The 18,808-nt window shown below is 48.0% G+C and carries 22 protein-coding genes; 9 read left to right on the top strand and 13 right to left on the bottom strand.

Going from position 1 to position 18,808, the window contains the following annotated elements; all coding sequences use genetic code 11:
• Nucleotides 1-116: 116 nt before the first annotated feature.
• The 3 genes from H8K52_RS02475 (at nt 117) to H8K52_RS02465 (ending at nt 2,033) form a co-directional block, all read left to right on the top strand.
• Nucleotides 117-665, top strand: a complete 549-nt coding sequence (locus H8K52_RS02475) for a DUF998 domain-containing protein (RefSeq protein WP_186921105.1) — start codon at nt 117-119, stop codon at nt 663-665.
• Nucleotides 666-991: 326 nt separating this feature from the next.
• Nucleotides 992-1,816: a hypothetical protein gene (locus H8K52_RS02470; protein ID WP_186921103.1), complete on the top strand. Its 825-nt coding sequence runs from the start codon at nt 992-994 to the stop codon at nt 1,814-1,816.
• Between the two features lie 25 nt (nt 1,817-1,841).
• Complete coding sequence (locus H8K52_RS02465; protein ID WP_186921101.1) at nt 1,842-2,033, top strand: hypothetical protein; 192 nt, start codon at nt 1,842-1,844, stop codon at nt 2,031-2,033.
• A 260-nt stretch (nt 2,034-2,293) separates the two neighbouring features.
• On the opposite strand, the gene H8K52_RS02460 is transcribed toward H8K52_RS02465, so the two are convergent.
• Complete coding sequence (locus tag H8K52_RS02460) at nt 2,294-5,158, bottom strand: M16 family metallopeptidase (protein WP_186921099.1); 2,865 nt, start codon at nt 5,156-5,158, stop codon at nt 2,294-2,296.
• A 424-nt stretch (nt 5,159-5,582) separates the two neighbouring features.
• On the opposite strand from H8K52_RS02460, the gene H8K52_RS02455 reads away from it, so the two are divergent.
• The gene (locus H8K52_RS02455) at nt 5,583-6,497 is read left to right on the top strand and encodes a hypothetical protein (RefSeq protein WP_186921097.1); all 915 of its coding nucleotides are present in this window, start codon (nt 5,583-5,585) and stop codon (nt 6,495-6,497) included.
• A gap of 39 nt (nt 6,498-6,536) precedes the next feature.
• Nucleotides 6,537-6,827, top strand: a complete 291-nt coding sequence (locus H8K52_RS02450) for a hypothetical protein (RefSeq protein ID WP_186921095.1) — start codon at nt 6,537-6,539, stop codon at nt 6,825-6,827.
• 40 nt (nt 6,828-6,867) lie between these two features.
• Here H8K52_RS02450 and H8K52_RS02445 read toward each other — a convergent pair whose 3' ends face one another.
• The 4 genes from H8K52_RS02445 to H8K52_RS02430 all read right to left on the bottom strand — a co-directional run bounded on the left by H8K52_RS02445 (nt 6,868) and on the right by H8K52_RS02430 (nt 9,721).
• Complete coding sequence (locus H8K52_RS02445) at nt 6,868-7,290, bottom strand: GTP pyrophosphokinase (protein WP_186921092.1); 423 nt, start codon at nt 7,288-7,290, stop codon at nt 6,868-6,870.
• Between the two features lie 61 nt (nt 7,291-7,351).
• A complete protein-coding gene (locus H8K52_RS02440) occupies nt 7,352-8,560 on the bottom strand; it encodes a hypothetical protein (RefSeq protein WP_186921090.1) in 1,209 nt (402 codons plus the stop codon).
• A 28-nt stretch (nt 8,561-8,588) separates the two neighbouring features.
• A complete protein-coding gene (locus tag H8K52_RS02435) occupies nt 8,589-8,834 on the bottom strand; it encodes a DUF3297 family protein (RefSeq protein ID WP_186921088.1) in 246 nt (81 codons plus the stop codon).
• 134 nt (nt 8,835-8,968) lie between these two features.
• Nucleotides 8,969-9,721: a tRNA-uridine aminocarboxypropyltransferase gene (locus H8K52_RS02430; RefSeq protein ID WP_186921086.1), complete on the bottom strand. Its 753-nt coding sequence runs from the start codon at nt 9,719-9,721 to the stop codon at nt 8,969-8,971.
• Nucleotides 9,722-10,128: 407 nt separating this feature from the next.
• Here H8K52_RS02430 and H8K52_RS02425 point away from each other — a divergent pair, with 407 nt between their 5' ends.
• From H8K52_RS02425 to H8K52_RS02415, 3 genes are all read left to right on the top strand, one after another.
• Nucleotides 10,129-10,563 (top strand): hypothetical protein, encoded by a 435-nt coding sequence (locus H8K52_RS02425; protein WP_186921084.1) that lies wholly within the window; start codon nt 10,129-10,131, stop codon nt 10,561-10,563.
• A gap of 39 nt (nt 10,564-10,602) precedes the next feature.
• On the top strand, nt 10,603-10,914 hold the full coding sequence (locus tag H8K52_RS02420) for a hypothetical protein (RefSeq protein ID WP_186921082.1): 312 nt from the start codon (nt 10,603-10,605) through the stop codon (nt 10,912-10,914).
• 86 nt (nt 10,915-11,000) lie between these two features.
• Complete coding sequence (locus tag H8K52_RS02415) at nt 11,001-11,492, top strand: hypothetical protein (RefSeq protein ID WP_186921080.1); 492 nt, start codon at nt 11,001-11,003, stop codon at nt 11,490-11,492.
• 140 nt (nt 11,493-11,632) lie between these two features.
• Here the strand turns inward: H8K52_RS02415 and H8K52_RS02410 are convergent, their stop codons facing one another.
• From H8K52_RS02410 to H8K52_RS02400, 3 genes are all read right to left on the bottom strand, one after another.
• Entirely contained in the window at nt 11,633-12,253 is a 621-nt protein-coding gene (locus H8K52_RS02410; RefSeq protein ID WP_186921078.1) for a glutathione S-transferase, read from the bottom strand.
• A 208-nt stretch (nt 12,254-12,461) separates the two neighbouring features.
• The gene (locus H8K52_RS02405) at nt 12,462-12,899 is read right to left on the bottom strand and encodes an ExbD/TolR family protein (protein WP_186921076.1); all 438 of its coding nucleotides are present in this window, start codon (nt 12,897-12,899) and stop codon (nt 12,462-12,464) included.
• Between the two features lie 218 nt (nt 12,900-13,117).
• Nucleotides 13,118-14,041 carry a LysR family transcriptional regulator gene (locus tag H8K52_RS02400; protein WP_186921483.1) on the bottom strand — a complete coding sequence of 308 codons (924 nt, stop codon included), beginning with the start codon at nt 14,039-14,041 and terminating at the stop codon, nt 13,118-13,120.
• 261 nt (nt 14,042-14,302) lie between these two features.
• Here H8K52_RS02400 and H8K52_RS02395 point away from each other — a divergent pair, with 261 nt between their 5' ends.
• Nucleotides 14,303-15,733, top strand: a complete 1,431-nt coding sequence (locus tag H8K52_RS02395; protein WP_186921074.1) for an MFS transporter — start codon at nt 14,303-14,305, stop codon at nt 15,731-15,733.
• On the opposite strand, the gene H8K52_RS02390 is transcribed toward H8K52_RS02395, so the two are convergent.
• The 5 genes from H8K52_RS02390 to H8K52_RS02370 form a co-directional block, all read right to left on the bottom strand.
• Complete coding sequence (locus tag H8K52_RS02390) at nt 15,722-16,258, bottom strand: ferritin-like domain-containing protein (protein WP_186921072.1); 537 nt, start codon at nt 16,256-16,258, stop codon at nt 15,722-15,724. The two genes, H8K52_RS02395 and H8K52_RS02390, sit on opposite strands and share 12 nt — an antisense overlap.
• A 55-nt stretch (nt 16,259-16,313) precedes the next feature.
• Nucleotides 16,314-16,865, bottom strand: coding sequence for an NADPH-dependent FMN reductase (locus H8K52_RS02385; protein ID WP_186921070.1), 552 nt, complete (start codon nt 16,863-16,865; stop codon nt 16,314-16,316).
• 42 nt (nt 16,866-16,907) lie between these two features.
• A complete protein-coding gene (locus tag H8K52_RS21020; RefSeq protein WP_222613666.1) occupies nt 16,908-17,276 on the bottom strand; it encodes a hypothetical protein in 369 nt (122 codons plus the stop codon).
• A 178-nt stretch (nt 17,277-17,454) separates the two neighbouring features.
• A complete protein-coding gene (locus H8K52_RS02375) occupies nt 17,455-17,751 on the bottom strand; it encodes a KTSC domain-containing protein (protein WP_186921067.1) in 297 nt (98 codons plus the stop codon).
• Between the two features lie 62 nt (nt 17,752-17,813).
• Complete coding sequence (locus tag H8K52_RS02370; RefSeq protein ID WP_186921065.1) at nt 17,814-18,794, bottom strand: GNAT family N-acetyltransferase; 981 nt, start codon at nt 18,792-18,794, stop codon at nt 17,814-17,816.
• Nucleotides 18,795-18,808: the final 14 nt, after the last annotated feature.

The raw sequence follows: 18,808 nt of genomic DNA, 5'->3' as shown, positions 1-18,808 counted from the left end.
TAAATCAGGTAGCTGCCATGCAGGTTCTGTGCAAATTGAAATAAATTGTCCTTAGTTTAATGTTCGGGTATCTTTTCATTTTGAAAATTAAATCACTTTTAATTGTGGAGAAACTAATGCTCGCAACAGTAGTAACAGCTATCGCTACTATTTACCTCTTCGCCAGTCTTGTAGTACTGGCGCCCAAAAAGGCTGGCTATAGTCACATCAAGCACACGATCAGCGAGATCGGTGAGATTGGCGCGCACAATCAGCGCTTTGTTGCCTTCGGCCTTTTCCTACCCGTAGGCATTTCCCTCCTGATCGTTGCCTACATTATTAACACCGCCGCCCCTGCAGCAGCGACGCTCGCGCTCTGTATCGCAATTGGCTACATTGGTGCAGCTGTATTCCCCTGTGACGCGGGTGCACCTTTATACGGTACGGTCAGCCATACACTTCATTTTTTTGCTGGTGCTGTTGAGTACATTGGTGGCGGCATCGCACTCATGAGGCTCGCTGAGAGCTTGGGTGAACCTTTCGAAACTGCGGGATACATTGTGATCGGTGTCGCGATTGCATTATCCTTTCCACATCCTGTTCGTGGGCTGATCCAGCGCATTGCAGAGATTTGCTTATTCGGCGGCTTGGCTTTAGCAGCTTGGCAGGTCGGTGGCGCAGTGTAGCTTGATATTCGAAGGATCTAGGAGCGATTTGTGAAACGTAATCGCACGCATGTGTCTCACCACCGAACGGAAAAATAGAATCTAACTTAAATTGGGCTTGCGCCATCGATTATTAGGTGGAGATGTCCCCAGCATTTCATTGATTTGTACGAATACCTAACATACGTGCGATTACGTTTCACTAATCGCACCTACAAAGCTGATGTCATTGGGTATAAACAAAATCAAGTCGCTGCCATGCGGGTTTTGAGAGAGTTGAAACAAATTGTCTTATTTTGGGTGTTCGGGTATCTTTGCATTTTGAAAATTAAATTGCGTGAGGCAACATGAAACAGGGTCTGATCCTCGACAAGTGTTTTCTGGAAGGCGTGAGCAAGAGTCGCCTGCTTGAGCTATCGAATCAATATAAACTGATTGTCAGCGGCCCGCTGTTCTACGAGATGCTAACAACAAGAAGCACTTCGAGGGTACGCTGCTTCAGGAAACTCCCGTCAAAGCGTAATCCAGTCTTGCTAGTTGAGCACATTGGAATTTTGCTTCGTAAAGAAATCGAGCACTCAAGGCCAGCTGGAAAGCCTTCCAATAACCGTATCAATATCGACTTTGAGTTCAACGCGAGACTATTGGAGGCGGACTATCAACTACCCATTGAATCTGCAAGGGCTCTTGATCATCAATCATTAGAGCTACGTTCAGAGTTGTACCAAATCATCGAACTTTCAAAAACATCAGAGTCATTGTTTGGATCATTGCTCACGGGCACACAGGAAGAGCAAGACCGAGCCAAGCAGAATGCAGAGATACTCATCGCGAACTGCGACGAAGTCAGAAATTTTTTTGGCACTTTAGAATCACCTGACCCAAACCTTCCGTATCCATCCGCTCAAAACATCAATTCATCATGGGCACTTCTTCGTTGGCTTCAAGTGAGGATGCTGTTCGCACTTGACATTCACCTCCGGTACCAAGACCAAGTGGATGAAATGCTTACGGCAGGCGTGCTCGATCGACTTGAGCACGATTTGCACGACATGCAACACTTGACGCTAGGCTTGTTAGAGGGCGCCTTTGCTACAAACGAAAAAAAACTTCAGCGATGGTGGAATCTTTTACTTCCCAGCGGAGATCTCTTGTCCACAAATGTCATCTAACGGGCGTTAAGGCTCAAAAACCGCTATGCCAGTCCAAGAACCACTGCGTGAATTCGAAGCACTAATCGTACAAACCGATGCAAGTGCTGCCGTCTTTCGAACGACAGTTGTTGCGCGCGATCTCGTTGACGCAAAGCAGCGCCTAGCTATTCAGCATGGACACGAAAATGTGCTAAGTGTCTGGAATGAAGAGGACGCGACCAAGCCCGGCGACTAGAGCAAGAATGGACGGTGGCTAGTAGATGGTGAGCATTAACTGACTGTTCCAGCAGCCTGCTTCGCTGCCTACTCACCATTGTGTAAGAACAGGTCGACTAACAGACGTTGGGCTTCGCAAGCTCAGCTCCAACCTACAAAATTTCCTCAACAACGCGAATCGCGATCTTTTTGAAAATCACGATTCGCATTCGTTTAGTCGAGTTTCTATCAACGCAGAAAATCCTTGGGCACGTGCTCGCCGTGCCCAAGAAGCCAACCCTATTTACTCAACAACACAGGCTCACCAAATCCCAATTCCTTCATACGTGGCAACTGGGTTTTCGCATCGCCGACGACCAACCAGATCATCTTGTTTGGATCGAGGTATTTTTGCGATAGCGCTTTGATCTGTTCGACGGTCATGGTCTTCACAATTTGTTCGCGCTCTTTCACATAGTTGGGTGTCCAGCCGTATTTGCTGATGTTGTCTAACATGCCGAGTTTGGCTGAAGACGTTTCAAAAGCGCGGGCATTGCTCTTAATCAAGAAGCTCTTGGTCGTTTGCAAATCCGCATCTGAGTAGCTCACTGCATAGTCTTGCAGAATTTGTTTGATCAATTGCGTTGATTCCAGCGTGACGTTGGTACGAACACTGCTGTTGATGTTGAATTCACCGATGCTCTTGGTGCCGTTAAAGCCCGAACGAATGCCGTAGGTGTAGCCTTTGCCTTCACGCAGCTCTTGAGTAAGGCGGGATGCAAAGCCGCCGCCACCTAAGATGTAGTTCATGACATTGGCTGGGTAATAGTCTTTATCGGTTGCCGCTAGTGCTGGATAGCCGATTTGCAAAACGGATTGTTTGGCATCTGGAATATCGACAAAGAACACTTTGCCTTGCGTTTGCTTAGCGTCTGTACTAGCGATATTCGCAGCTGGCAATTCGACTTTTTTCGCTTGCCATGTCTTTGCCAGTGACGCTAATGAATTTTGAATCGTGGCCTTAGGTAAAGCACCGACAATGTGCATACGCGTGATCGATGGTGACAGGTTTTTTTGATAGTAGGCTTTTAAATCGTCAATCGTAATCGCCTTGACTGTCTCTTCCGATCCCAAGATATTCCGTGAGCGAATATTCTTGTCGCCATAGATCAACTTGTTGTAAGCGTTGGCGGCTACCACATTTGGATTCGCTTCTTGTTGACGAATCTGACTCAACATATTTTGCTTTAACAAGGCGAGCTCTTTTTCATCCCAGCGTGGCTCTAACAAGATTTCTTCCACCAAAGCCAAAGTCGCTTGATAGTTACGCGCCAAAGTATTGACTGTGATGCGGATGTCTTCGGTACGTGCTGTGACCACGATGGAAGCGCCGAGTTGCTGTATCGCTTCTTCCAATTCTTGTGGCGTTTTCTTGGCGGTACCTTGGGTCATCATGCGTGCCATCAAATTGGCAACGCCGACTTTGTTGATGTCTTCTAACAGCAAGCCACCATCGATTTGCATTTCAAATTGGACTAACGGTACTTCATCATTTTGTATGCCGTACACGCGCAGGCCATTGTTCAGTTTGCCTTCCCATACTTTTGGGGTTTTAACTTCTGCTGCGGCACCATAGGCTGGCTCTTGATCGCGTTTGATCTTGGACGGTGTTTTGGTGTAAGTCGCGTTGATATTTGGATCGACTGCCGCTTCTGCACCTTGTACGATTTTTTCTTCAGCGACTTCGGCCTTGCTTGATCCGCTCAAGGCGAGATTGACTTTACCTTTTGGTACAAAGCTAGTAGCAACAAAGTTTTTGCCCTTGATGTATTTGTCATAAACACGCATGACATCGGCTGGCGTGACTGCCAAAATGTTTTTGATGTCTTGTTCAACGAAACCTGGATTGCCGGTTAAGTAATTGTATTCAGCTAATTGCGCAGATTTGCCAAGTACGCTGGAGAGTGAGTTATAAAACTGGGTTTCTTGTCCGGCTTTGATGCGATTCAAATCTTTTTCTGAGATGCCATCTTTTTCAAATTTGGCGAATGCGTCGTTGACTGCGCTGGCGACTTCATCTAAAGATTTACCATCAAAGGCGCGCACATTGAGCATGAATTGACCAGCTAATTCCGAAGTGCGATTGCCTATGCTGACGTTGGAGGTGAGTTTTTTATCTTCGACTAAGACTTGGTAAAACGGTGCTTTTTTGCCGCATGACAAATATTCACTGAGCACATCCAAAGCATAGGAGTCAGCATGAAATTGTTCGACTGCAGGCCACACCATGGTCAAGGCCGGTACGCGTGCAAAATTATCTTCGTGGTAGAGCTTGACGGTCTCTTTCACCACACCTGCACGTTTCGGCAGCGCCTTCACTTCTTCGCCGCGTTGAATTTCACCAAAGTATTTCTCTACCCATTTCTTTGCTTGTGCGGCATCGAAATCACCTGCGATCACTAAGGTCACATTGTTGGGTACATACCAGCGACGGAAAAATTCTTTAACGTCATCGACCGTCGCGTTTTGCAAATCTTCGAGTGAACCGATGACTTGCCAGTTATACGGATGATCAGCTGGATACAAAGCTTTATCAATCACATAGGAATTGTGGCCATAAGGATTGTTATCGACGCTTTGGCGTTTTTCGTTCTTGACGACTTGCTTCTCTTTCGCCAGCACTTGATCGGTGACGGTATTGATAAACCAACCTAGCTTATCGGCTTCTGCCCAAATCATTTTTTCTAAAGCGTCTTTTGGTACGGTCTGCAAATAATTAGTGCGATCTTGTGAAGTCGAACCGTTCGCGCCTGAGCCACCGATGCGTGCTGACATTTTATCTAAGCCACCTTTGCCCAGATTTTCTGATTCTAAAAACAGCAAATGTTCAAACAAATGCGCAAACCCAGTACGACCTGCTTTTTCGCGGGCCGAGCCCACATGCGCTGTCAAATTCACCGCAACCACAGGATCAGAGCGATCCACATGCAAGATCACTTCTAAGCCATTGGCTAATGTGAATTTTTGATAGTCGACTTTGAGACTGGCTTTTGCTGGCTTAACTGACTGCTTGGACGTGACAGCGGGGGTTGTGGCTGACACTGGCGATACGGCGAGGGTACTCAGCGCAGCGGCGATGAGTAAGGACATGCTGGTAGGTTTCATGAATTGGATTCTCAATTTGGTTGGACTTGTTAGGAGCTATTTGAATCAATTTGGACTTGCGCGAGCCTTGAAAAAGATTTTAGGCAAGTTAGCGTGCGCTTAGTTCCCACTGTCTTACATTTTCGTTCGCAGTTACTGCGTTTGCAGGCGCTATCTTAATGCCTAAGTGTCGAATGCAAATCGCATTGTGTCGCCTCCTTGCATCAAAATTGGTGCTAAATGCAAAGATAGTTTTAGCTAGGCAAATTTACACTCGTTTTTATTGCCATTTATTGTTATTGTCCTGTCACGTATAGCAGTTAAGCACAACACATCGAGACGTCAGTCCTGCAAAGGCAGAAATACAGCGTCTTAGATTTTACGTCACAAAAATTATGCTTTTCTGAGCGGCACTGCTCGCCTCTTTTTAGAAAGGAAATCTGATATGCATCAAGCAAAAAATCGCCTCTACACCACGATCAAAAAATGGAGCCTACTCGCACTTGCTTGCTTCACCATGAGCGCCTGCAGCAGCATGAAAAATGGCGGTGCGCCCGCACCCTCTTTCAGCTACGAGGAAGATCTCAAAGCGCTGGAAGACATGTACCAAACCGCAGCCAAATTATCAACCTACAAAGCAAATGCGACCGCCAAAGAGCGCAATGATTTCGTCAATGGCCGCATTGCTTTATATAATATTCGCTACCAACGTTTTGTACGCGACTTGGGCGTGGACAAACAGCATCTGGATGCTGGTACCGATGGCGTATTGATAGGATTAAATTTGGCGAGCGCAGCCACCGGTGCGATCCGTGCCAAGACCAATATCGCCTTGGCGGCGGCCGGAATCACGGGCGGCAAATCGACGATCGACAAATATTTTTACTTCGACAAAACCATCCCTGCGCTGATTGCGACCATGAATTCGCAAAGAAAGCAGGTCTTGCTGCGCATCTTAAATGGCGTCAAATTGGACATCGACCAATACCCATTTACGCAAGCCTTGGACGACTTAAATAATTATGAAATGGCGGGTACACTGATTGGTGCAATTGACGCGATTCAATTGGATTCGTCCATGAAAAATCAAGAGGCCGATGTCAAATTACAAAAATTAATTGACCCAACCCCTGAACAAATACAAGCAGCCCTCAGTCTCTCAGATGCCTTAATGAGCTTAAAGACCAACACGCCAGAGAATCTACAAAAGATCAATGCCATCATGAGCAAAATAACTGGAAAGCCGATCAATTACAGCGATTTTACGGCGGCAAGCGATGCGATTTCGGCAGCATTCAACCCAGGCAATGATCAGGCATGGCGTGACGCGCTCAAAAGCGTTGGCATCACCGTCAAATAATCTTGCTAAGCAATCCCCTAATTCGATAACGGAGTGAATATGGCAAACACACAAACTGAGAGTGATGGTAATTTTTCTCTAAAAAAAACCGAGGCAGCGATTGCCTATTTTGAGATTTATTTTAAAAGCTTTGTCGATGCGACGATGGTCAGCGCACCGCAAGGCAACGTCAATCGCATGAATTTTGAAGAACTGAATTTAACCCGACCAAACGCATTCAAACTAACGCTCAGCACCGATCAGCCCCCCGCAGGCTATAGCAAAATCTGGAATGGCATGATGTTTATCGAAGGTGTGCCAGCGAGTGTGACGGCTTGGCGAGCCGATTGATTGGCGATCTATATCTCAAAGATGGATCGCCATCAGCGCTTTAAGCAGTAGCTAAAGCCGCACGCGCACGTTCATAATTACCCATGCGTTCGATTTGTTCAGCGCAGACTGGCAAACGACTGACCACGGACGCATGTTCTTCGACATCCGCGCGCTTGACGCGTGCAGCTAGTGGCACAGGCAGCACGCGACGAATGTAGTCGTCATAGCTCTCGCCCATGCGGCCCGTGAGTGTTTCGACCGCCAAAATAATCTCATCAGAAAAACCTTCCGCGCGCAATTCCTCTGGCGTCATGCCACCATCTTCAATCACATCATGCAAGATCGCCGTCTGACGTTCATCGTCAGCCTGCAAGCGCATCATCACCCGCAATGGGTGCAAGATTTCTGGATCACCGTCTTCACCGATGCGTCCAGCGTGGGCGCGTGTGGCGACTTGGATTGCTTTTTCTATTGTTGACATGATCGCTGTTCCTAAACTCTTTCCTAAATTCGTTCCTAAATTCTTCTTTAAAAAACCAGACCTACAAATCAAGCGGTGGCATTACGCGAACGTGACCAGCGCCGTTAACCGAGCCGCCATTCCCCCACAACTGCTTGGCGAACACGATCCCATTGCTAGTCATCACCTGTTCAGCAATTGGTAGTAATTGCGTGCCTGGATAAGCATCACCGCCACCAACCTCAACCAACCTGTTCACCTCGGGTACATCCGCGCCATTAGCGCCATTCCAAATTTGCGTATGACTGCCAAACACATTATTTTCTAAGGTGGTGTAGCCATCACAGTTGATCGCATAAGCATGTGGCGTCGGGCCAGCCGCTGGCAATAAACGGATAGAAGGAGGCATTAAGCCCATGCCAGCAGAGGGCACTAGTTGTATCTTGACCCACTGATTCGCTGTCCGCAAACGTCCATAGGGATGCTGGCGATTGCCGCCACTTTTGGCGTGATCCAAACAAATCTCGATGCCAAAGTCGATCGGCTGTCCTGCCGCATCGTGAATGCCAGCTATTCGAAATCTCGCGCCACCTTCGGTCACGCCCAACACATCCGCAGGAATCACGTATTCAGGATCGAGCATGTGTACTTGTTGATAGGTATGCTGTGCGACTGAGCCGCTCCATTTCAAAAAGTCGATGCCCGACATGTACTGTTTGCGTGAAGCGTAGTTCGCTTCGGTGTTGTCCTCACCACCGCGTTGTATCAATGCCGTGTTATACACCTCGCCCGGCTGCGTAGGGTCTAACAGAAACTGTCCGTTGAGCGCCTCCGCAGTTGGGAACGAGGCAGTAATCGCCGTCCCAAACACAAACAAGCCATGTTCATATTCTGGCTTTGCCGCCAAATCTTGCATGCCTCCAAACAAGCCACCCCAAGCGCGGTCGTATGGTGCGCTTAATCCGAAGTCGGATGGCGCGGGACCGACCCAACCATCAATCAAATCATGCAAATACGCACCACCCGCACCACGACACAAAAATTCAGGCGCGATAAAAAGCTTTAAAGTAGTTGGGCTAGGATCGGCTGCGGCGAAAGCCTTGCGCATCGCGTCGGCAATAAACGCAAGGCGCGCTTCGATATCCCAACACTGACCAAGCACATCGGTACGATAGTCGCTGGTGGTGTTGGATAATCCAGAGTAATAGGTTTGACTGGGATCAGTCGACTTCTTCGCCGTTCCTGTGTACAACTCCCAGGAAATGAATTGCACTTTGCTGTAGTTGGCCATGAGAACGTTGCTGAAGTCTTAGCGCAAATTAACGATAGAACGGCTCAACCACGCCCTTAACTTTAATCATCATCGGCATGCCTTTACGATCTAAAGTCTTACCCGCTGGCACGGTAATCCAGCCTTCGCTGATGCAGTATTCTTCCACGCCCAAACGCTCTTTGCCGTTCAGCAAAATACCGACTTCATGATCAAAAATTTCAGCTACATAGTATTTATTACGTGGATCTACAGAGAGACGATCTGGGAATGCTGGTTTGCTAGTATCTGTCATGATGATGAGCTTATAAAAGAGTGAAAACTGGCGTTGGCGATGTCCAAACATAGCAAGCCCGCCGCGAAGTGCGCTAGTTTAGCCGTTTTTCAAGGAGATATACAGTAGGAGCAAATCCCAAAGACAAGCCATGGTCAGGCGCGCAAGGCCAATAAGCGTTGATGCACCTCATCCTCACGATCAATCTTGCGCTGCTGCTTGGCGCTCAGATAATGCTCGGTGAACACATCGAGATAGGCTTCCATGGTTTGCGCCGCCAGCGTCTCACCTGCCAGAGCAAGACACAGAGCCGCCACTTCCGACGTACACAAATGATCATCGCGACGAGAACGACGCAAGCGATAACGCGAGAGTTGTTCCGGTGCCAAACTCAATACCGGAAAGGCATTCAAGTAAGGACTCTTCTTAAAAATCTTACGCGCCTCAGGCCAAGTCGCATCGAGCAAAATGAATAAGGGCTTTTTCTCTACCGGACTTTCACCGACAAGCTGTGAAGGCAAAAGCTGCGAAACCACCCGTTCAGGCGGCACGAATTCACCAGGAAACACCACATAAGGCTGCCATTGCGGATCAGCCAAGAGTGCCAACAAAGCTGGCTCCACAGTAGTCCGCGCCCACCCAAAAGCCCAGGTCTGCGGAATCACATCCGCGATCAACCAACCCGTGTTACTAGGCTTCAAAGTCTCATGCTCCGCCATCAACAAACAAACCCCAGCCTGCGTCGGCACCACACTGCGCAAATCGCACAAGCAATGACTCAAAATCAAACGGCAACCAGCACAACGCTCACCACTAGGCCCACCACGCGCCAAAAACGGACGGGTGCTACGTTCTAAACGTGCAGAACGAAGACGAGAAACGGCATGCGGGGGAAAGGTCTGACTCATGGTGATTATCTATGCGGCAAGGACAAGCTAGCGATCAGCTTGGGAAGTTCGGCATTGTAGTGCAAATGGTGGTTGAAGTCAGGTTGGTGATGTGGCCTGGTTTTAGTGCAAGGCATGACTGCGAGGCATGAGTGTGTGCCACTTTCTGTAACGCCAGCTTTGCTAAACTCACATCAGCACGAATTTGTCGTCACTCCTGCGCAGGCAGGAGTCTAGCGGCGTTGGTTGATCAACAACTGGTGTTGGATGTGGATTAAAATGCAAAATAGCTTTTTCACCATCGATAATTAGACTGAAAAATAATTAGCGAAAAACTAGACTCAATTCCCGATAGAAGTAGATTTTTCCTTTTTGAATTAGGGAGAAATCAGCGCCCCAGCATTTTCACCTTAAAGACACTTTTGCCCATGGACTCTCTCATTCCACCAAATTTTATAACGCTCGATGTTGAGATAATCTCCGACGAAAACTTGAGTCCATTAGCCGATCACTTCGAAGAACCCGCCTTCGTCCTTGGAAATCAAAAGATCGATAATTTATATCATTTGAGTTTAGAACCATGTTGGTTTAATGAGGAAGACAAGACTCCCGAAAATTGCGCCAATTTCTTTGTCGAGCAGATAAGTAAGCTTCCTATTGAACTGAGGGACTTGTGGAATAGAGCGAATTCAAGAACATTTGACTTTGGTTTTGAAAGTGGAAATACACTGCCATACTATAAGAGCGAAATATCAGCGGATACATTGCTCAAGATCGCGACGATTGGCGCTAGCTTTGCAATTACAATCTATCAAGTATCTCCATCTGAAGACGGGCGCGATCAAACTCAAGAATGTATCTGAGCAGACCCAAATCTGGCCCCACTTTTGACATCAATGCCTATGCAAAAGCTACTCATCAATTTACTGATTTTTTCTTTATGCTTTGCTTGGATAGCGGCGCGTCAGCATCAAAAAATTTCGTTTCACTTATCAGGTCGAATTGCATTAAGTGGCATCGCCTTACTCGGCCTTACCGCTTTACTTGGAACTTTGATTTCACAGAAGCCTTTGAGCGAGGTCTTTTTGGTGCTTAACAACAGCAATGATATGCACATGGGTGTCATTTACGGCATCGGCTTTCTCTATGTGTCCGCTTTATGTTTTTTATGGGCGTTATCTCTACGGCTACAAAAGCATGAAAAGACCAAATAGAGTTTAACGCGACAATTACAGATCGAAAGATCTGAACAAACTGTTTTTAACGATCAAAGAAACGTCACATAGTTAGTGGATTGAATATGTCACCAGAACCAGAATTTGCACAAAAATACACCACAGCCGAACGCTTCAGGACTCTGATTGTTGGCATCACTCTTGGTGCGTTAATCATCGTCCTCGGCAAACTTTACGTATTTCCTTGGCTTGCCGAGTTTGCCGTCTCTGCGCCTTGTCATAAGCTGTTCGGCATAGATGGCGTAAGCATTTTTTGGTACGGCATTTTTGTCGGTATTCCCGCAAGTATCAGCGTGCTAGTTGCCACCTTGCTTGGTTGGCGCGGATACAAAATAATTCGCGATGATCAATTTCCACCAGCCGGTGAGAGGGTTTATCGACCAACCAGAATCCGCCGAGGTAAAGCCGCGCGACTTATCGCTTACGCCCATTTAACGGCGTTTCTCCCTTTGTTAGTTCTGTCAATTTGGGGTAATTATCAGGCACAAGAAATGATCACCAATATTCCTGACAAAGCAAAATTATGTACGACAACGATGTCATCTAAAAATAAATAGCAAAACGATCGTATCAAAAACGTCGCACCCCAAACACATTCCACAATAAAAAACACCCGCAATTAGCAAACCCAATTGCGGGCATTCTTTCCAACAAATTTACCAAACTCAGGCTAAAACAATCAGCACGAATTCATCGATTATTTAGCAAACTTCGCATAATAGGCCACCACCGCCGGATGCTCACCAATACGCTTAGCATGCGCATTCAACGCTGGCGCAACTTGCTCTACCAAATCGGTCGGCACGTGATCCAAGCGTCCTGAATTCAACGTGCGCACATCGATGAATACTTTCAAATCGGCGACGGTCAAACGATTGTCGGCGAAGTATTCACCGCCATGTGCCAACAATTGTTTTTCTAACCAACGCAAATAAACAGGAATAGAGCCATTGACCAAGGCGAGGCGTGCAGCTTTTTGTTCTTCGCCTGCCATGCGATAGGTTGGTCCCATTTTAACGCCAGCTTCTTCGACGACATACATGACTTCATCACACAACAAAGCTTGATACGCATCGTTTGGATAGAGGCCAGCGAGTTGACCAGCATAACGCAACATGGAGTCGCACTGGGTGACTTGAACGCCGTCGACTTCTAAAGTCGGCACTTGGCCAAACGGGGTGTTTTTGCGAACTTCGCCAAATTCTGGGTAGGAAAAACGATGATCGTCAAATGCGATATTGCCAATGGCTAAAGCCAATCGTACTGGTTCTGCACGTCCACCGTGAGTATCGAAATAGGTAATTTTGAGTTGTGGCATGATGGTTTCCTGAAGTAATGGGAGGAGAAAAATGGAGCCGTTTCTTGGGCTCCAATGGTTTTTCAACAAGCGGGAAAGATCATATCACGCATCAATTTTTTGTTCACAGACCACTCCATTTTCAGCCCAATAAAACAAAAAAGCCGCGTGCAATTTGCCACGCGGCACAGACGCACTAAAGTCGTCTTTAAGCTAATCAGTATTCATACTACCGAGTCATGTACTGCTCATTGCCGATAATGCCCATGGATTTGACGCCGCGACTTTGCGCAGAGGCCAACACTGCCGCAACCTCCTTATAGGCGACTAAACGATGTGCGAGCAATTGCACTTCGGGTTGTTTGCGCATCTCGGCTAAAATCGAAAATCGGCGATCTAGTTGAGATTTCTCCAGCACCTCTCCATTCCAACTCAAAGTACCATCAAAATCCACATCCACTCGCACCACCTCAGGCTTTGCGCAATTAGCTTTGCAGGCGGTGGGCAAATTCAAATTTACTGCGTTTTGTGACAAAGGCAAAGTCGTAATGAACATGATGATCAACACTAGCATGACATCAATCATCGGTGTCATATTGAGTTCTGTCATCGGCACCGATTTATCCTGATCGGCATGGGCTTTGGTGGGAGGCTTGCTATGTTCCATGACAATATCCTTTCGACTGGCTCATTCAAAAAACTGGCGAAGTACAAGGTAGGGCTGGATACAGCGTTGGTACTGAAATGATCTGGTAGGAGTAATAGATCAATAGAACAAAAGAAGAAAAAGCAAAGCTGTTTAAAAACAATATGGACGATGCGAGCAGAGATTTCAAGGGAAATTTTTAGATAAATAGAATTCTTGAAGACGAAGTCGATGACGTCTCAAGACTTGCTGCAAGTTGCCAGCACCAACTCGCGCAGCCAACGGTGCGCGGGATCAGCTTGCATACGAGGATGCCAGATTAAGGCGACACTGATCTCAGGTACGGTGAACGGCAGGGTAAAACTGTACATGCCATCGCGCAAATTTCCAGTGTGGCGCTCAGGCACACTGGCGATTAAATCGGTGCTGCGTGCCAGCGCCAGCGCTGTGGAAAAACCTGCGACGATAGTGCTAATGTGGCGGGTTCTGTTCAACTCTTGCAGAGCGCTATCGACTGGGCCAGAGACAAGGCCCTTACGTGAGATGCCGATGTGTTGACTGTCCAGATAGCGAGCCAAACTGATTTTTATATTACCGGCTTTCTTATTTTGTTGAAGGCGCACAAGCGCTGGATGATCGGCACGCATCACACCGATGAAGCGATCGCGAAACAAGGCCTGAGTGCGCAACTCTGGGCTCATCGTGCTAGTGACCACGCCTGTTTCTACATCGACTTCGCCATCGCGCAATAACTGACTGTCTTTATCTGCTTTGATCATAAAATTTAGCCGCACGCCGGGCGCTTGCGTATGGGCGCGCTGGATTAATTCAGCGCCAAAATTCTCGGCAAAGCCCTCGCTACTGCGCAAGGTAAATGTACGTGTGAGTTGGCTTAGATCGACGTCGCTCAATGGCCGCAAAACGGCCTCGGCTTGTTGTACCAATTGACTGACTTGTTCACGTAATTCGACAGCTCGCGGTGTTGCCACTAGGCCGCGACCTGCGCGCACTAACAATGGATCACCCATGGTGTCCCGCAATCGCGCTAAGGCGCGACTCATCGCCGAAGGGCTCAAATGTAAACGCCGTGCAGCCTTGGCCACACTGCCCTCGGTCAGTATGGCGTCAAGTGTGATGAGTAGATTCAAGCCCGGTCGTATCATTCCGAGATTGTAGCGCGAGGACATCGACATATGGCGTTGCATGCACGAATAAAGTGCAAATATTGCGTCTTCCGCCACATCCAGACATATCGTAATCTGAGCACAATTGATCGCTGCGAGCACCGACCAGTTTGCAACAAGCCTAAAAGCTAGCAATTGCCGCGAGGTGTACTGCGACTTATGCAGCCACAACAGGGTTGTCCTTACTTTGCGCTTTTCACGAGGTCAACAGACAGTTTATACAGAAAGGAAATAGGCGAAATGAAAGCGGAAAATCTCAAGACCAAGCTAGCGCTGGCGGCACTGAGCTTAAGCGCATTGCTGTCCTCACTGAGCACGAGTAGCGCGAATGTCGCCCTACCCGAACTAGCGCGCAGCTTTGACGTCAGCATGCAAGTGGTGCAATGGGTAGTACTGGCGTATTTGCTGGCGATCACGACACTCATCGTCAGCGTCGGGCGATTGGGCGATCTGTTCGGGCGGCGCAGATTATTATTGACCGGCTTGTTCGTCTTCACCATGGCATCCTCCCTATGCGCCATCGCCTCTGACATCTACGTGCTCATTGCGGCACGCGCGTTGCAGGGCAGCGGTGCTGCCACCATGATGGCTCTAGCGATGGCATTGGTGACCGAAACTGTGGCGGAAGACCAAACCGGGAGTGCCATGGGGCTACTTGGAAGTATGTCGGCCATTGGCACCGCACTCGGTCCAACAATCGGTGGTTCTTTAATCTTTGGCCTTGGTTGGCCATCGATTTTTTATATCAATTTGCCACTCGGTTTATTGACTGGCGTGCTGGCCTATTACTATTTGCCTGCGGATCCAACACGCAAGCCGAAGCAAGCTATTCGTTTTGATGTTGTCGGCACCCTCTTACTGTCATGTTGTTTAGCCGCTTATGCGCTCGCGATGACACTCGGACATGGCAGCTTCCATGGATTGAACGCGGCCATACTATTGGTATCCATGATAGGCCTAGGAATATTTTTACGCCACCAAAGCAAAGCCGATGCACCATTGATACCTTTGTCGCTCTTTCGCAATCGCCATCACAATCGGACACGTAGTCACAGTCTCAGTAGTGGCTTTATCATGAGCGGACTGGTCACTACCGTGGTCATGGCTAGCTTAGTAGTTGGCCCTTTTTATCTCGCTGGCATCTACCACTTATCGGCGGTCAACATAGGCTTCGTGATGTCGTCGGGACCGATGGTGGCCGCGCTCACTGGCCTGCCTGCCGGTCGTTTGGTCGATCGCTATGGTGCAGCGACTATGTGCACGGCTGGCTTGATGATCATGGGAATCGGCAGTGCTTCTTTGACTGCGTTTGCTGGGAATTTTGGGCTCGCCTCTTATATCGCCCCCCTAGTTTCAATTACCGCCGGCTACGCGCTATTTCAAACTGCGAATAATACAGCCGTCATGCACAGTGTCGATGCCGGGCAGCGAGGAATTATCTCAGGCATGTTAAATCTTGCACGTAACCTTGGCCTCATCACGGGAGCATCATTCATGGCGACCATATTTACTGCGGCTAGTACTAATCACACGCCAACACCTGATCTCATAGTCGGACTACAAATGACATTCGCGGTAGCGACAGCGCTAATCATGCTGGCATTGTTCATTGCACTATGTTCGCGCATGCAGCGCCATGAACAACAAAGTCAAACTGAATTAGGCCAATAAGTCGCGCATATCATCCGCATGCTCTTCTTCCATCGCCATGATGCCGACCAGCATGTGGCGTGTGGTCGGGTCAGTCTCACCTATTTGCTCTATCATTTGACGATAGGATTCAATCGCGACACGCTCGGCAACTAGATTGGCTTTAATCATGGATTGAGTATCGTCGGCCTCGTCGTATTCAACATGACTGCGTCCCATCAATGTGGCTGGATTGAAGTCAGGTTTGCCGTTTAACTGAACGATACGTTCCGCCAATAAATCCGCGTGCGCTTGTTCGTCAATCGCATGTTGTAAAAACTCAGCTTTGATTGGTCCATTTTGCAAACCGCTGGCAGTGTAATAGTGTCGCTTGTAGCGCAGCACGCAAACCAATTCCGTCGCCAATGCAGCATTTAACATGGCGATGACTTGTTTGCGGTCGCCTTGATAGCCGGCAGTGACGGCACCATCGTCAAAGTTCTTAGCTGCGGCACGGATGGCATCAGTGTCGATACCAGTGTGTGTTGATTTTTTTAAATCGGTCATGGTGTTCTTTCGGTGAAAAAGGGAATCAGGGAATTCGTTGAAAATTTCAGACGGATTATGTGGTGTGCTTTTTAACCCAAGCCACATAGGAGTCCATCCACGTTTGGATAAATTTTTCTGAGCCGGGATTGACCTTGCCATCGGCATCAAAGAATCCTTCGATTGCATGAATAAAGGCTTCAGGTTGTCCCATGGTCGGCACATCGAGATTCGCTAAAATATTTCTTAAATGCTGCTGCGCCAACGCCGTACCAATCGCACCAATAGAGACACCAAGTACCCCGACAGGCTTGCCCGCCCAAGCACTCTGGCCATACGGACGAGAGGCATGATCAATCGCATTTTTTAATACACCGGGAATCGAGCGGTTATATTCTGGGGTGACGAATAACACGCCTTGCGAATGCGCTATTTCAGACTTTAATCGTTTCACTGCAGCGCATTGATGTGCATCGTCGTCTTGGTTATACAAAGGCAAATCCCCAATTTCACTTTGGGTAAACGTAAAATCTGGCGGTGCCATGGCGGCCATTGCTGTAGCGAGTTTTCGATTCAGCGAGTCACTTCGAAGGCTGCCAACGATGACGGCGATTTGATATTGAGACATAGGTTTTCCTAACTTGAAGTAGCGTGTGGATACGAGGTCAATCTATTCTTCCGTTTTTGCGGGAACGATGCGTTGGCTGTTTTGGTGATCGATCCCAGCATCCACCATCTCGGGTGCCACTTCTATTCTGCTGATACCGGAATTCACGGAGATAGGATCGCTCGATGGAAAGCTCATTTCTAGAACATCATCAAGCAGGGTTTCTTCAATTTGTTGTTGGCTAGGTTCGACGGCGATTTCTATGCGTGCGTCTGGTATCGAATCGACGATGCCGGTTGCGTATTCCACCGCGAGCTCTTTGGTCTCAAAACTCGCTAGTGGTGTTTGAACACCGGTTTGATTGACTTCCCACTGCGCCGCATGATTTTGGCGCACTTGAATCAAAATGCCACTAGTTGGATCGCTATTCATTTGCTGTCTCTTTTTCGTTTAACATCCGATAAAAGTTCAGCATGCACCCATAATGAAGGGAAGTTTGTTCGCTAGCGAACGCACGGAAAAAGCGAGAACCAGAACACTTCCTTTAAATAGCTCATCGACATTTCAAGTCAGATGAGATCGAATAAGAAATGCTGTACAGAGAAATGCTTCAAGCATTGTCGGGTGGGTCTACCGGCTTAAACAAATCCTCCAAAGCAGCACGGCTAGCAGAAGTAGACGAGGAACGCGCAACACCACGTTTGCCATGAAATTCTTCTTCGATATTGTCGCGGTAAAAACTCCAGGCAGTGCTCGACGATGCAGTCGATAAGCGACGCCAGACTTCTTGCCCAACGCCTGCATAATCAATCGCTGTGCCGTCATCTAACTCCACCCGCAGCAGGCGTTCGCGAGCATCATAGCCAATTGCACGCAGCTTGCCAGCATTGATGCGTTTCATCTCCATGCGCAACTCCTCCCAATGTAGAGCGTGAATTTTAATCGATACCGAACGCGATCTCTGGAATTTTACTTAAGATGCTTTTGCATGACCACGTCGCGTAAGGCCGCTGTCCCGAGCACAATGTCGAGCATGCCACAAGGCTCGTAAGACCATTTTTGGTAAAAGCGTTGTGCTTGAAGATTATGTTCCCACACCGTAAGGTAAATTCCATCATGCTGTCGCTTGTGCGCTTCAAGTACACATCGTTCCATTAAGCTGGCACCGACACCTAGTCCGACAAATTGCTGCTTGCAATACAAGCGTCTTAGTTTGATCGGGTTTTTCAAATCTAAGCCAGGCATACTTTGATTCACTTCCATTTTTGCATAGCCTATCGCTTGCCCTGCTTGTTCCGCCAGCAGAAAAAACGAATTCTCTTCCGCTAATTGGGCGGCCAATTTAGCAACAGTAAATTCCTGTTCAATATAGCTGGCGAGATCAGCCGCTGGCATTTGTGGATAGACAGAAAACGCCTCATGAAAAGTCTCTCTACCTAGTCGACTCAATAATTCTACATCGCTGGCCTCGGCGAAACGAATGTGAACAGAGCTTGCTCTGGGCAAATCTTTAGCAAAACACACGCTATTCGCTTGACCTTGATACTGTCCATAATTGGGAATCTTGGCATAGCCGCTCTTTTCATACAGCCTGATTGCCTCAATTTGTTTGACGCCTGTTTCCAGCAAACATTTGGCATACGAAAGCTGCAAGGCCCATTGTTCTAGTTCCTGCAAGATCGCCGATGCAATACCCAAACCGCGCGCCGATGGATCGACATACATGCGCTTGATCTCCATGGTCTGTTGATCATAGTTTTTGATCGCACCGCAGCCCACCGCTTTATCGCCATCGTAGGCAACTACCACGTATTTCAATCCGTCCGACTTATTGTATTGCGCATAAAAAGCGTGTTCGTCGCCATCGGTCATTGCCAAGTAGCGATCTAAAGCCACTACCAGTCGCTGAAAATCGACATTATCCGAATCGGTGCGTTGTAAGCTGATCATCGTCTTCTCCATCT

Source organism: Affinundibacterium seohonense, from assembly GCF_014284305.1.
GTDB classification, from domain to species: domain Bacteria; phylum Pseudomonadota; class Gammaproteobacteria; order Burkholderiales; family Burkholderiaceae_D; genus Undibacterium; species Undibacterium seohonense.
Note: the sequence above shows the minus strand (reverse complement) of the source record. Positions and strands in the feature narration are given on the sequence as shown.

Coding starts and splice junctions, on each gene's coding strand:
- H8K52_RS02445 (WP_186921092.1), bottom strand. CDS start 7,290: ATGTCAACAATAGAAAAAGCAATCCAAGTCGCCACACGCGCCCACGCT.
- H8K52_RS02410 (WP_186921078.1), bottom strand. CDS start 12,253: ATGCCACAACTCAAAATTACCTATTTCGATACTCACGGTGGACGTGCA.
- H8K52_RS02425 (WP_186921084.1), top strand. CDS start 10,129: ATGGACTCTCTCATTCCACCAAATTTTATAACGCTCGATGTTGAGATA.
- H8K52_RS02420 (WP_186921082.1), top strand. CDS start 10,603: ATGCAAAAGCTACTCATCAATTTACTGATTTTTTCTTTATGCTTTGCT.
- H8K52_RS02440 (WP_186921090.1), bottom strand. CDS start 8,560: ATGGCCAACTACAGCAAAGTGCAATTCATTTCCTGGGAGTTGTACACA.
- H8K52_RS02430 (WP_186921086.1), bottom strand. CDS start 9,721: ATGAGTCAGACCTTTCCCCCGCATGCCGTTTCTCGTCTTCGTTCTGCA.
- H8K52_RS02455 (WP_186921097.1), top strand. CDS start 5,583: ATGCATCAAGCAAAAAATCGCCTCTACACCACGATCAAAAAATGGAGC.
- H8K52_RS02385 (WP_186921070.1), bottom strand. CDS start 16,865: ATGTCTCAATATCAAATCGCCGTCATCGTTGGCAGCCTTCGAAGTGAC.
- H8K52_RS21020 (WP_222613666.1), bottom strand. CDS start 17,276: ATGAATAGCGATCCAACTAGTGGCATTTTGATTCAAGTGCGCCAAAAT.
- H8K52_RS02470 (WP_186921103.1), top strand. CDS start 992: ATGAAACAGGGTCTGATCCTCGACAAGTGTTTTCTGGAAGGCGTGAGC.
- H8K52_RS02375 (WP_186921067.1), bottom strand. CDS start 17,751: ATGGAGATGAAACGCATCAATGCTGGCAAGCTGCGTGCAATTGGCTAT.
- H8K52_RS02390 (WP_186921072.1), bottom strand. CDS start 16,258: ATGACCGATTTAAAAAAATCAACACACACTGGTATCGACACTGATGCC.
- H8K52_RS02395 (WP_186921074.1), top strand. CDS start 14,303: ATGAAAGCGGAAAATCTCAAGACCAAGCTAGCGCTGGCGGCACTGAGC.
- H8K52_RS02450 (WP_186921095.1), top strand. CDS start 6,537: ATGGCAAACACACAAACTGAGAGTGATGGTAATTTTTCTCTAAAAAAA.
- H8K52_RS02370 (WP_186921065.1), bottom strand. CDS start 18,794: ATGATCAGCTTACAACGCACCGATTCGGATAATGTCGATTTTCAGCGA.
- H8K52_RS02400 (WP_186921483.1), bottom strand. CDS start 14,041: ATGATACGACCGGGCTTGAATCTACTCATCACACTTGACGCCATACTG.
- H8K52_RS02460 (WP_186921099.1), bottom strand. CDS start 5,158: ATGAAACCTACCAGCATGTCCTTACTCATCGCCGCTGCGCTGAGTACC.
- H8K52_RS02475 (WP_186921105.1), top strand. CDS start 117: ATGCTCGCAACAGTAGTAACAGCTATCGCTACTATTTACCTCTTCGCC.
- H8K52_RS02405 (WP_186921076.1), bottom strand. CDS start 12,899: ATGGAACATAGCAAGCCTCCCACCAAAGCCCATGCCGATCAGGATAAA.
- H8K52_RS02465 (WP_186921101.1), top strand. CDS start 1,842: ATGCCAGTCCAAGAACCACTGCGTGAATTCGAAGCACTAATCGTACAA.
- H8K52_RS02435 (WP_186921088.1), bottom strand. CDS start 8,834: ATGACAGATACTAGCAAACCAGCATTCCCAGATCGTCTCTCTGTAGAT.
- H8K52_RS02415 (WP_186921080.1), top strand. CDS start 11,001: ATGTCACCAGAACCAGAATTTGCACAAAAATACACCACAGCCGAACGC.